Here is an 11,785-nt window from a genome sequence, read left to right as displayed (position 1 = left end):
GAAGCCAGGTGACTGGTGTAGGTGACTGGTACTAATAGGCCGAGGGCTTACTATCGAAGGTGTTACGCGTCCACTGTGCGGTATCTGAAACAACAGACACTGCAGCAAACCAGCTCTCTCTTTTCGGAGGGAGTTGTTGGGAGCGCTGTCTAGTTTCATAGTGTTACGGCGGTTATAGCGGTGGGGAAACGCCCGGTCCCATTCCGAACCCGGAAGCTAAGGCCACCTGCGCCGATGGTACTGCACTCGACAGGGTGTGGGAGAGTAGGACACCGCCGGAACATCCTTCGCGATAGGGGACCCAGAATTGGGTCCCCTATCGGCGTTTGTGGGGCCGACGACGGCCCTGGCACGCCAGGCGGACGATGCCCCGTCCTCCGCCCGTGGTTGAATTCTTGTAGGCGGGGCCATGACAACACTCCCCGAGGCCGGGGAATCTAGAAAGGGATCGCCGTGTCGGAACACAACGACGGACGGAAGCCTTTCCGCCGGGACGGAGACGCCCGCGGTTTCGGCCGGCGCGGCGAACCGACCGATCGCCCCCGCGGTGGACACGGCGACAACCGTGGCGCAGGACGTGGCGAAGGCGGCGGTTTCCGCCGCAATGACGACAATCGTGGCAGCCGTGGCGGTTCCGACCGCTCCGAGGGCCAGCGTGGCGGCTACAACCGCGATGATCGTGGTGGTTACCAGCGTCGCGACGACGCAGGCCGTGGCGGCTCCGGCGATCGCGGCGGCTTCCGCCGCAACGACAACGACGACCGTTCGCGCGGTGGTTCGGATCGCGGCGGCTACCAGCGCCGTGACGACGCAGGCCGTGGTGGCTACCAGCGGCGCGACGACGCGAGCCGTGGCTCCTCCGGTGACCGCGGCGGGTTCCGTCGCCGTGACGAATCCGACCGTCCCGCAGGCGGTTTCGACCGCGGCGGTGACCGTGGTGGCTACCGCCGCAACGATGACGACCGTCCCCGTGGCGGCTCGGATCGTGGTGGCGATCGCGGCGGCTACCAGCGCCGCGAAGGCGACGACCGTTCGCGCGGCGGCTACGACCGTGGTGACCGCGGCGGCTTCCGGCGCGACGACGACCGTTCGCGCGGTGGTTCGGACCGTGGTGGCGATCGCGGCGGTTTCCGTCGCGACAGTGGCGACCGTGGTGGTTACCAGCGTCGCGACGACGCGGGCCGTGGTGGTTCCGGCGACCGTGGCGGTTTCCGCCGCAGCGACAGCGGTGATCGTGGTGGTTACCAGAAGCGCGACGACGCGAGCCGTGGCTCCTCCGGTGACCGTGGTGGTTTCCGTCGCGGCGACAGTGGTGACCGTGGTGGTTACCAGCGTCGTGATGACGCGGGCCGTGGTGGCTCCGGTGACCGTGGTGGCTTCCGCCGCAACGAGGGCGATGACCGTTCGCGTGGCGGTGACCGTGGTGGCTTCCGTCGTGACGACGACCGTTCACGCGGTGGTTCGGACCGTGGTGGCGATCGCGGCGGTTTCCGTCGCGACAGTGGTGACCGTGGTGGTTACCAGCGTCGCGACGATGCGGGCCGTGGTGGCTCCGGTGACCGTGGTGGCTTCCGCCGCAACGAGGGCGATGACCGTTCGCGTGGCAGCTCGGACCGTGGCGGTTTCAAGCGCGGCGAGAGCTCGGATCGTGGCGGCTACCAGCGGCGCGACGACAACGACCGCGGCTTCCGCCGCGACGATGATCGCGGACGCGGTGGCTTCAAGCGGGGCGGCGACTCCGGTGGGACCCGCTATGTCGGTGAGGACGGTGCGCCGCTGGACGGCACATACCGCGAGAAGCGGCGTGAGCGCGAAGGCGATGTCCTTGGCGTCGTCTCGTCGGCGGCAGCATCGGACGCCGATGCTGCCGGTATCGAGCAGGCCGACATCGAATCGGCCGACGTCGAGGCAGCAGCGAGCGATGAGATCGCACCCGCGTCCACTGAGCAGTCCGACGACACCTCCTCGGCCAGCGAGCGCGCCGAGTCCACGGACGAGGTAGTCGCCGAGCCGACGAACGAGGACATCGAAGAGGTGGCCGACGACCGCGAGGCCGCGGCAGACACCTCGGCTCGCACCGCCGAGACCGGCTACGGCAGCCGTGGCGCCGAGGACCATGACGACCGCCGTCGTGGTGGCGAAGGTGCCCGGACCGCGGGCGGACGGTCCACCGACCGCCGCGCGGCACGTCCGGACGAGCCGGATCTGCCGGAAGACGTCCAGGCCTCCGATCTCGATCCGGCCGTGCGCCGCGATCTGCTGAGCCTGGACAAGAACAATGCCGAGACCGTCGCCCGGCACATGGTGATGGCCGTCGAGCTGCTCGAAGACGATCCCCGCCTCGCCCTGGCGCATGCCAGGGCCGCCCGGCAGCGGGCAGGCCGCATCGCGGTGGTGCGGGAGACCGCGGGTGTGGTGGCCTATCACGCCGAGGAATGGGCCGAGGCGCTTTCGGAGCTGCGGACCGCGCGACGTATGTCGGGTGGCTCCGGGCTGCTGGCCGTGATGGCGGACTGCGAGCGTGGTCTCGGGCGGCCGGAACGGGCCATCGAGCTCGGCCGCAGCGAAGAGGCGCAGGCGCTCAGTGGTGACGAGGCCACCGAGCTGCGGATCGTGGTCGCCGGCGCGCGGATGGACCTGGGTCAGTTCGACCAGGCCGTCGTGACGCTGCAGACCCCCGATCTGGATCCGGCGCGCACCGGTTCGGCCGCCGCGCGCCTGTTCTACGCCTACGCCGACGCACTGGTCGCGGCGGGACGCACCGACGACGGCCTGCAGTGGTTCCTCAATGCCGCTGCCGCCGACCTCGACGACGAAACCGACGCCGAGGACCGCGCCGCGGAACTCACCGGCGACGCGTAGGAGCTCCAGCACTCGACGGCCGCAGGATGGGAACCCGACAGCGGTTCCCGTCCTGCGGCTGTTCTGCGTCGGGGTCAGAGGGCACCGAACAGCAGGCCGGTGAGGCCCAGAGGCACCTGCTGGGGCGATATTCACCAGGTGGAACTGGATCAGCGCGCCGCTGAAGATGGCGGGGACACCGGCATCGGCGGCAGGTACCCTCAGCCGCCCCATGCCGTTGGCTTGGGTGAAGTGGCCGATGGTGACTTGAATCACCGGGGTGGTGGCGACGCGCGCGACGCCGTGCGCCGAAACCGGGCACACCGTGCACGGACGGTCACCGCATGCTCGATCATGAAGAGTGCGAGCACGATTCGACGGTCCGGCGAGGCCCGGGGCTGTCGGTGGGTTCGCCTAGGGTCGGCAGGTGTGTTCGGCCCGGCAGTGACGACGGAGTGAGGGTGTGTGAACCGGCTACGCGATCAATACGACGCTTTGCTGCTCGACCTGGACGGAACGCTGTACCGCGGTCCCGAGGTCATCGACGGCGCCCCGAAAGCGCTCGCTCCGGACGGTGATTCGGCGCAGCGGCTGGTGTACGTCACCAACAACGCGGCACGTGGGCCGGGTCCGGTCGCCGAACATCTGGCCGAGCTGGGCTATCCGGCCACGGCCGACGATGTGGTGACCAGCGCCCAGGCCGCGGCCGGGATGCTGGCACACCGGCTGGCCCCCGGAGCTCGGGTACTCGTCGTCGGCACCGACGACCTCGCCGCCGAGATCGAAGCGGTCGGCCTCGTACCGATCCGCCGGTTCGGCGACGTACCGCCCGAAGCCGTCGTCCAGGGGCATTCGCCGACCACCGCGTGGCCGGACCTCGCCGAAGCCGCGTACGCGCTGCGGGCGGGTGCGCTGTGGGTCGCCGCCAACACCGACCGCACCCTGCCGAACGAGCGCGGCCTCGCGCCGGGCAACGGGTCCATGGTCGCCGCGCTGCGGACCGCCTCCGATCGTGAACCGCTGGTCGCAGGCAAGCCGTACGCGCCGCTGATGGAAGACGCGCTCGAGCGCTGCGGCGCCCGCAACGCGCTGGTCGTCGGCGATCGCCTCGACACCGACATCGAGGGCGCCAACGGGCTCGGGCTCGACTCGCTGCTGGTGCTGACCGGGGTCAGCACGCTCGAGGAAGTGGTCATCGCGCCACCGGCGCAGGTGCCCACCTATATCGCCACCTCACTCGACGCCCTCAATGCCGACATCGTGCCGGAAGCGGTCGCGCCCGCGGCCGTCGCGGAACTGTTGCGACAGCACCCCGGCAGGGCGGTACGGGTGCGCGCAGTCGATTCGGAAATCCGATAGCGTTGACGACACGATGAGTACTCCGAGTTCACCGCCGACCGGCGCGCCGCAGCCACCCCGCCCCGGGATCCCGCTGCCGGGCAGTCACCTGCCCGGTGGTCAGGCGAGGCCGGAACCGGCCGACCCGAACCGGATCAAGGCCGAGGTCGACGCGCTGCTCGCCGAACTCGGCGCGACCCCGACGGTCACCGGCCCTGCCGAGAACACCAAGGCCGGTGCCGACATCACCCGCCGTGCGCGCATCCTCGAGCAGGCGCACGACGTGCTGGTGGACGCCCTGGCGACAGTGGACAAGATCTGAGGTGGCCAGGCGAGCGCGTGTGGACGCCGAACTGGTTCGCCGCGGATTGGCGCGATCGCGAGAACACGCGGTCGAGCTGATCAGCGCGGGGCGCGTCCTGATTGCCGGAACCGTCGCGGTGAAACCGGCGACGGCGGTGGAGACCGGTACCCCGCTGATCGTGCGGGAAGAACCCGACGAGGTGTCGTGGGCGTCGCGTGGTGCGCACAAGCTGCTCGGCGCGCTCGAGGCGTTCGAACCGCAGGGTCTCAGCGTCGCGGGCAAGCGATGCCTGGACGCGGGCGCGTCGACCGGCGGGTTCACCGATGTCCTGCTCTCGCGGGGCGCGCGGGAGGTCGCCGCGGTCGACGTCGGGTACGGCCAGCTGATCTGGCGGCTGCAGAACGACGACCGTGTCCAGGTGTACGACCGGACCAACGTGCGCAACATCATGCCCGAAACCATCGGCGGCACAGTCGAATCCGTCGTCGGCGATCTGTCGTTCATCTCGCTGGGGCTGGTGCTGCCCGCGCTCGCGGCCTGCGCCGCCGACGGCGCGGATCTGCTGCCGATGGTGAAGCCGCAGTTCGAGGTCGGCAAGGAACGGGTCGGTTCCGGTGGCGTGGTGCGTGATCCGGCGTTGCGCGCCGAAGTGGTACGCGAAGTCGCCGCGGTGGCGGGTGCGCTCGGATTGCGGACGCAGGGTGTGGTGGCCAGCCCGCTGCCCGGCCCGTCGGGCAATGTCGAGTACTTCCTGTGGCTGCGCAAGGTCGGGACGTTCGAGTACGACGCCGCGCAGGTGGAGGCACTGGTGGCCCGTGCGGTCGAGGAGGGTCCGCAGTGAACACGCACGACGGCGGCAGGGAGATCCTGCTCGTCGCCCATCCCGGCCGCGCGGAGATCATCGAGACCGCGCACCGGGTGGCGAAGATCTTCGCCGAAGCGGGCATCTGCCTGCGGGTGCTCGCAGACGAGGCCGACAGCACCCGATTCGAGGACGAGCCGGCCGGCTACCCGGTGCGGGTGGTGCCGCACAGCCCGTCCGCGGCGCTGGGCTGCGAGATGGTGCTCGCCCTCGGCGGCGACGGCACCTTCCTGCGCGCGGCCGAGCTCGGCCGCCCGAGCGGGGTGCCGGTGCTCGGAATCAACCTGGGCCGCATCGGTTTCCTCACCGAAGCCGAGGCCGAGCATCTCGACGAGGCGCTGGCCCAGGTGGTCGACCGGGACTATCCCGTGGAAGACCGGATGACCATCGATGTCACCGTCCGGGTCGACGACACGATCGTCGAACGCGGCTGGGCGCTCAACGAGGCCAGCATCGAGAACGCGCAGCGCATGGGCGTGCTGGAAGTCGTGCTCGAGGTCGACGAGCGGCCGGTGTCGGCGTTCGGCTGCGACGGCATTCTCATCTCCACGCCGACCGGGTCGACCGCGTACGCGTTCTCGGCGGGCGGACCGGTGGTGTGGCCGGAACTCGAAGCGATGCTGGTCATTCCGAGCAACGCGCATGCCTTGTTCGCGCGTCCGCTGGTGACCAGCCCGGATTCGCTGATCGCCGTGGAGACGGTGGCGACCGGGCACGACGCGATCGTGTTCCTCGACGGGAGGCGCACCTTGGCCTTGCCGCGCGGTGGCCGCGCCGAAGTGGTCCGTGGCGAACGACCGGTGCGGTGGGTGCGGCTGGATTCCGCACCGTTCGCCGACCGGATGGTGCGCAAGTTCCAGCTGCCGGTCACCGGCTGGCGGGGTAGACATCGAACGGAGAACAGCCGCGATGCTGACAGAGATCAGGATTGACGGACTAGGCGTCATCTCGACGGCGACCGCGCAGTTCCATGCGGGTCTGACCGTGCTCACCGGTGAGACCGGTGCGGGCAAGACCATGGTCGTCACCAGCCTGCACCTGCTCAGCGGCGCGCGCGCCGACGCGGGCAGGGTGCGGCTCGGCGCGTCGAAGGCCGTGGTCGAAGGCCGTTTCGTCATCGATGATGTCAACGAAGCGGCCCGCGCGGCCGTCGGCGAGGTGCTGGAGTCGGCCGCCGCCGAGGCCGACGAGGACGGCAGCGTGATCGCCGTGCGCACGGTCAACAGCGACGGGCGTTCGCGCGCGCACCTCGGTGGTCGCGGTGTGCCGGCGGCCGTGCTCGGTGAGTTCACCTCCCGGCTGCTTACCGTGCACGGCCAGAACGACCAGCTGCGCCTGCAGCGCCCGGAACAGCAACTCGCCGCGCTCGATCAGTTCGCCGGCGACGGTGTCGCGGGGCTGCTGCGCAAGTATCAGGTGCATCGCCGATCGTGGCTCGATGCCCGCACCGAACTGCTCGAGCGGACGGCGCGCAGCAGGGAGCTGGCACTCGAAGCCGACCGGCTCAAGCATTCGCTCGCCGAAATCGACGGCATCGCACCGGAACCCGGCGAGGACGTCCGTCTCGTCGCCGAGATCCGCAGGCTCAGTGATCTGGATTCGCTGCGTGAGGCGGCCGTCGCCGCGCACGAGGCGCTGTCCGGTCCCACGGACGCGCCCGCCGACGGTGGCGGGGTGCTCGATCTGCTCGGTGGCGCGCGGGCCCGGCTGGATTCCGCCGACGATCCGGGGCTGACCGGCCTCGCGCCGCGGCTGGGTGAAGCCATCGCCGTGGTCGTCGACGTGACCACCGAACTCAGCGGCTATCTGTCGGAGCTGCCGTCGGATCCTGGCGCGCTCGACTCGATGCTCACCCGCCAGGCCGAGCTGAAATCGCTGACCCGCAAGTACGCGCCCGACATCGACGGCGTGATCGCCTGGGCCGACGAATCACGCGCCCGCCTCGACTCGCTGGACGTGTCCGAGGACGCGCTGGCCAAACTCGCGGGTGAAGTCGAGACCGCGGCGGGCAAGGTGCGCGAGGCAGCCCGCAAACTCAGCGCCGCCAGGGCGAAGGTGGCGGGCAAGCTGGCCACCGCGGTGAGCACCGAGCTCGGTGGGCTGGCGATGGGCAAGGCCCGGCTCGAGGTGCAGGTGCGGCCCGTACCAGCGGGCGCGCAGGATTCGGCGCCGATCGATATCGACGGAAAGCAGCTGCACGCCGGGTCGAACGGGGTCGACGAGGTGGAGTTCCGGCTCTCGGCGCATTCCGGCGCGCAGTCGCTGCCGTTGAGCAAGAGCGCCTCCGGCGGTGAGCTCTCGCGGGTGATGCTCGCGCTGGAGGTCGTCCTGGCCGGGTCCGATCACGGCGCGACCATGGTCTTCGACGAGGTCGACGCAGGCGTCGGCGGCCGGGCCGCGGTGGAGATCGGCAAGCGGCTCGCACGGCTCGCGCGTACCCACCAGGTCATCGTGGTGACCCACCTGCCGCAGGTGGCGGCCTTCGCCGACACCCACCTGGTCGTGAACAAGTCCGACGACGGAAAAGGCAAGGTGGACAGCGGAGTTCGCACGCTGACCGACGACGAGCGGGTGGTGGAACTGGCACGCATGCTCGCGGGTCTGGACGATACCGAGACCGGCCGCGCGCACGCGGAGGAACTGCTGGAAACCGCGCGGGCGGAGCGAGCACCGGCCTGACCGCGGGTGACGTCGCCCGCGCGGGACGCGGGCGACGCCGAGGCGACTACTTCAGGGCTTTGCGCACGCCGCCGATGAGCTGGTTGGTCAGCTGACGCAGGCCGAACTCGAGCACCGGCGCGGGCACGGGCAGCGACGGCTCGGACTCCATCGTGTAGACCACGCGGGTGCCGCCGGCGGAGGTGTCGGCGAAGGTGACGATGCCGACGTGGCGCTTGACCGGGGCGCCCTTGACGATCTTGTACTCCATCCGCTCGCCCGGGACCAGCGCGGTGATCTCCTCGGTGACGCCTGCCTTGCCGAAGCCGAGCAGGTGCTGCGCGCCGACGCCGGTGGCCGGATCGCCCTGCTTGATCAGCTTGACCTGGATCGGCAGGTAGGGGCTGACGGCCTCACGCTCGGTGAAGAGGCGGTAGACGATGTCGCGAGGGGCGTCGAAAACCGTCTCGACGGTGCTGCGGGGCATGATGTGTCTCCTGTCCGAGATGTCTGTGACCCGCAGCATACGGGTAATTGTCGCCCCTGCTCCGATCTGGCCACGGTCGTCACCGGCTACGGCACCTTCCTCGCGTCCTGAGCGCTCAGGACAGTGCCGCGGCGAGCATGGTGATCGGCGCGTTGAGCAGACCGTGCACGCCGATCACCAGCCATGGATTGCGGTGACGTGACCACAGGTAGCCGAGGAACAGTCCGGTGACGCCCTGGTTGGCGATCACCGCGGCGAGGTCGAGCGGCAGGCCGAGCCCACCCTGGATCGCGGTGTGCCAGCTCGCCCACAGCAGGGCGGTCAGCGCGATCGCGGGCCATCGGCCGTACCGGGACTCCAGCCGGGTCTGCAGCCAGAAGCGGTAGAAGACCTCCTCGATCACCGCGTTCACCAGGAACACGACGACCAGCACGACCGGGGCGGGAACCGTTCCGCCCGACCAGGGTTGCAGCCAGGCCGCCAGCCCGGCGAACGCGAGCACGGCGGGCAGCGGCCGCAACCATCGCCCTCGGGTGTCGACCCGCGCCCACTCGCGCACGGTGGCCCAGCGGGCGAGCAGCGGAATCGCGAACAACGCCAGTTTCAACAGCAGGAACCAGCCGTCGCCGGGCAGCAGATGCACCGCGATCGCGAACGCGACCGCCACAGCGGCCAGCATCCAGGCCTGACGGGCGACCCGGCCGGGGGAGTCGGCGGCGAACGGGTCGGTGGCGGATCGCCGCGGCCGGACGGCCCAGGCGAGCGCGATGCCCGCGGCGGCAGGCAGCCAGATCGACAGGATCGAGCGCGTGTCGTGCGTGTCGGCGCTGGTCCGCAGCGCGGTATGCCCGGTGAGTGCCAGTGCGGTCACCGCGGTCACGTAGATCGCGACGCACGCCGCGCCGATCGCGGAGCCGCGGTCGCGGGAAAAGTCCATTCTCCCAACATAATCCGGTACCGCGGGTGCGTGGTGAGCTTCCTGCCGGCCGTCAGCCGACCGGGAACAGGGTGTGCCGGCAGGTTGCTGTGATTCGACGAAGGCGACCGGCAATCCGGCGCGCCTCCACCAAAGGTTGAGGGTTTGCCCGCATCATCGGCGACATGAAGATGCCGGCGTTGTTGTCGAGGAGGAGCACGGAAACGCTTCCCGGTGTCACCGGGATCGCCCGGGTGGATCGTGACACCAGGCGACTGTTGCGGCGCGTCAGCGCCGGGGACGTGGTGGTCCTCGACGAGACCGATCTGGACCGCCACATCGCGGACCGGCTGGTCGAGGCCGGTGTCGTGGCGGTGATCAATACCTCGCCGTCCATCTCGGGCCGATATCCCAACCTGGGCCCGGAGGTGCTGGTTGCCAACGGGATCCTGCTGGTGGACACGGTGTCCTCCGATGCCTTCGGCAAGATAAAGGACGGCACCAAGGTGCGCATCGACGATGGCATCGTCTACGAGGACAAGCTGATCATCAAGAAGGAACCCGAGGTCCTGGTCGAGGGCATCGAGTTCGACGAGTCGGATGTCGCCGACCTGATGATCGAGGCGCGCAACGGCCTCGCCGATCACCTCGACGCGTTCGCGGGCAACACCGCCGAGTTCGTCCGTACCGAGAGCGCGCTGCTGATCGACGGCATCGGCGTGCCCGATATCGAACTGGAACTGCGTAACCGGCACGTGGTCGTGATCGCCGACGGGCCGGGGCATCTCGAGGAGTTGCAGCGGCTCAAGCCGTTCATCAAGGAGTACGCGCCGATCCTGATCGGCGTCGGTGGCGGTGCCGACACCTTGCGCAAGCTCAAGTACACGCCCGATCTGATCGTCGGCGATCCGGACGAGATCAGCACGGAGACATTGCGATCCGGCGCCGAGATGATCCTGCCCGCCGACACCGGCGGGCACGCCAGGGGTCTGGAACGCATCCAGGATCTCGGCATCGGCGCGACCACGTTCCCCTCGTCGGGCTCGCCGACCGATCTGGCGCTCATGCTGGCCGATCATCACGGCGCGTCGCTGATCGTGCTGGCCGGTTCGCCCGCGTCGCTCGAGGACTTCTTCGACCGTGGCCGGCGGGACAGCAATCCGGCGACGTTCCTGACCCGGTTGAAGGTCGGCGCGAAACTGGTCGACGCGAACGCGATGTCGACGCTGTACCGGCAGCGGTCCCCGAGCGCGGCGCTGGCGCTGGTGGTGCTGGCTGCGCTGGTCGCGATCGTCGTGGTGGTCCTGGCCTCGCGCAACGGGGCCGAGGTGCTGGACTGGGCGGTCGAGTACTGGAACCGGTTCGTTCTGTGGATGCGTGGTCTGCTGTGATTTCGTTGCGTCACCACGCCATCTCGATCGCGGCGATCTTCTTCGCCCTGGCCGTCGGCGTGGTGCTCGGCTCGCAGACCCTGGCCTCGGACATGCTGTCCGGCCTGCGCTCGGACAAAAGTGATCTGCGCGGCCAGGTCGACGCGCTGACCGCACAGAACGAGCAGTTGACCGGCAGGCTCGATGCCGCCGACCAGTTCATCGCCGGTTCGGCGGGGCGCATTCTCGGCGGCGCGCTGGCCGACCGCAGCGTCGTCGTGTTCACCACCCCCGACGCCGACCCCGGCGACATCGACGGGGTGAGCAAGGCGCTCGAGACCGCGGGCGCCGCGGTGACCGGCCGGATCGCGCTGACCGACGCGTTCGTCGACGCGGGCGAGGGCGACCGGATGCGCTCGGCGCTGACCAATATCGTCCCCGCCGGCGCGCAATTGCGGACCGGCGCGGTCGATCAGGGCAGCATGGCCGGCGACCTGCTCGGCCTGACCCTGCTGCTCGACCCCGCGACGAATCAGCCGCGCAGCACCGCGCCCGAACTCTCGCTGGTCCTGGAGACCCTGCGCGGTGGCGGCTTCCTCGCCTACGGCGACACTCCAGTGCGACCCGCGCAACTCGCCGTGGTGGTCACCGGCAACGGTGTCGCATCCGACACCGGACAGGGTGCGACTATCGCCCGCTTCACCGGCGCGGTCCGCGCCAGGGCGGCAGGCACCGTGCTCGCGGGCCGGGCAGGCGCCGCCGAGGGAAGCGCCGCCATCGCCCATGTCCGCGCCCAAGCGCCCCTGGCGGCAACGGTCACCACGGTCGACAACCTCGACCGCGAAATAGGCAGGGTCACAACAGCTCTCGCCTTCACCGAACAACTCACCGGTGGCGCGGGCCGCTACGGAACCGGCCCGACCGCCACCTCACTGACAATGGTCGCCATGCCTCGCTGACAGCCATCTCCATGGCCCGTCGAGACAACTGATTTCGTGAGCACATGGGT

At 69.9% G+C, this 11,785-nt stretch carries 9 protein-coding genes, 1 rRNA gene and 1 pseudogene; 9 read left to right on the top strand and 2 right to left on the bottom strand.

What is annotated here, in order from left to right; translation table 11 throughout:
- The first annotated feature begins 164 nt into the window (after nucleotides 1–164).
- The 7 genes and pseudogenes from rrf to recN all read left to right on the top strand — a co-directional run bounded on the left by rrf (nucleotide 165) and on the right by recN (nucleotide 8,024).
- Nucleotides 165–281, top strand: a 5S ribosomal RNA gene (gene rrf / locus ACFWF2_RS03595).
- Nucleotides 282–2,027: 1,746 nt separating this feature from the next.
- Nucleotides 2,028–2,862, top strand: a pseudogene (locus tag ACFWF2_RS03590) (hypothetical protein); the annotation flags it as partial.
- Nucleotides 2,863–3,306: 444 nt separating this feature from the next.
- On the top strand, nucleotides 3,307–4,200 hold the full coding sequence (locus ACFWF2_RS03585) for an HAD-IIA family hydrolase (RefSeq protein ID WP_379304219.1): 894 nt from the start codon (nucleotides 3,307–3,309) through the stop codon (nucleotides 4,198–4,200).
- Nucleotides 4,201–4,213: 13 nt separating this feature from the next.
- A complete protein-coding gene (locus ACFWF2_RS03580; RefSeq protein ID WP_379304217.1) occupies nucleotides 4,214–4,501 on the top strand; it encodes a hypothetical protein in 288 nt (95 codons plus the stop codon).
- Between the two features lies 1 nt (nucleotide 4,502).
- Nucleotides 4,503–5,324, top strand: a complete 822-nt coding sequence (locus tag ACFWF2_RS03575; RefSeq protein ID WP_379304216.1) for a TlyA family RNA methyltransferase — start codon at nucleotides 4,503–4,505, stop codon at nucleotides 5,322–5,324.
- Complete coding sequence (locus ACFWF2_RS03570; RefSeq protein ID WP_379304215.1) at nucleotides 5,321–6,277, top strand: NAD kinase; 957 nt, start codon at nucleotides 5,321–5,323, stop codon at nucleotides 6,275–6,277. The genes ACFWF2_RS03575 and ACFWF2_RS03570 overlap by 4 nt, the downstream gene beginning before the upstream one ends.
- The gene (gene recN / locus ACFWF2_RS03565; protein WP_379304214.1) at nucleotides 6,255–8,024 is read left to right on the top strand and encodes a DNA repair protein RecN; all 1,770 of its coding nucleotides are present in this window, start codon (nucleotides 6,255–6,257) and stop codon (nucleotides 8,022–8,024) included. Before ACFWF2_RS03570 ends, recN begins: the two co-directional genes overlap by 23 nt.
- Nucleotides 8,025–8,070: 46 nt before the next feature.
- On the opposite strand, the gene ACFWF2_RS03560 is transcribed toward recN, so the two are convergent.
- Together ACFWF2_RS03560 and ACFWF2_RS03555 are read right to left on the bottom strand one after the other, a co-directional pair.
- Nucleotides 8,071–8,490, bottom strand: a complete 420-nt coding sequence (locus ACFWF2_RS03560) for an SRPBCC family protein (RefSeq protein ID WP_379304213.1) — start codon at nucleotides 8,488–8,490, stop codon at nucleotides 8,071–8,073.
- Between the two features lie 115 nt (nucleotides 8,491–8,605).
- Nucleotides 8,606–9,427, bottom strand: coding sequence for a CPBP family intramembrane glutamic endopeptidase (locus ACFWF2_RS03555; RefSeq protein WP_379304212.1), 822 nt, complete (start codon nucleotides 9,425–9,427; stop codon nucleotides 8,606–8,608).
- A gap of 164 nt (nucleotides 9,428–9,591) precedes the next feature.
- Between ACFWF2_RS03555 and steA the strand changes: the two genes are divergently transcribed.
- Together steA and ACFWF2_RS03545 are read left to right on the top strand one after the other, a co-directional pair.
- On the top strand, nucleotides 9,592–10,797 hold the full coding sequence (gene steA, locus ACFWF2_RS03550) for a putative cytokinetic ring protein SteA (RefSeq protein ID WP_379304211.1): 1,206 nt from the start codon (nucleotides 9,592–9,594) through the stop codon (nucleotides 10,795–10,797).
- Nucleotides 10,794–11,735 (top strand): copper transporter, encoded by a 942-nt coding sequence (locus ACFWF2_RS03545; protein WP_379304210.1) that lies wholly within the window; start codon nucleotides 10,794–10,796, stop codon nucleotides 11,733–11,735. Before steA ends, ACFWF2_RS03545 begins: the two co-directional genes overlap by 4 nt.
- The last annotated feature ends 50 nt before the right edge of the window (nucleotides 11,736–11,785 follow it).

This window comes from Nocardia sp. NPDC060259, from assembly GCF_042728775.1.
Lineage (GTDB): Bacteria > Actinomycetota > Actinomycetes > Mycobacteriales > Mycobacteriaceae > Nocardia.
Note: the sequence above shows the minus strand (reverse complement) of the source record. Positions and strands in the feature narration are given on the sequence as shown.

Bases quoted from the DNA above. Each gene is read 5' to 3' on its own strand.
- recN (WP_379304214.1), top strand. From the start codon at position 6,255: ATGCTGACAGAGATCAGGATTGACGGACTAGGCGTCATCTCGACGGCG.
- steA (WP_379304211.1), top strand. From the start codon at position 9,592: ATGAAGATGCCGGCGTTGTTGTCGAGGAGGAGCACGGAAACGCTTCCC.
- ACFWF2_RS03555 (WP_379304212.1), bottom strand. From the start codon at position 9,427: ATGGACTTTTCCCGCGACCGCGGCTCCGCGATCGGCGCGGCGTGCGTC.
- ACFWF2_RS03580 (WP_379304217.1), top strand. From the start codon at position 4,214: ATGAGTACTCCGAGTTCACCGCCGACCGGCGCGCCGCAGCCACCCCGC.
- ACFWF2_RS03560 (WP_379304213.1), bottom strand. From the start codon at position 8,490: ATGCCCCGCAGCACCGTCGAGACGGTTTTCGACGCCCCTCGCGACATC.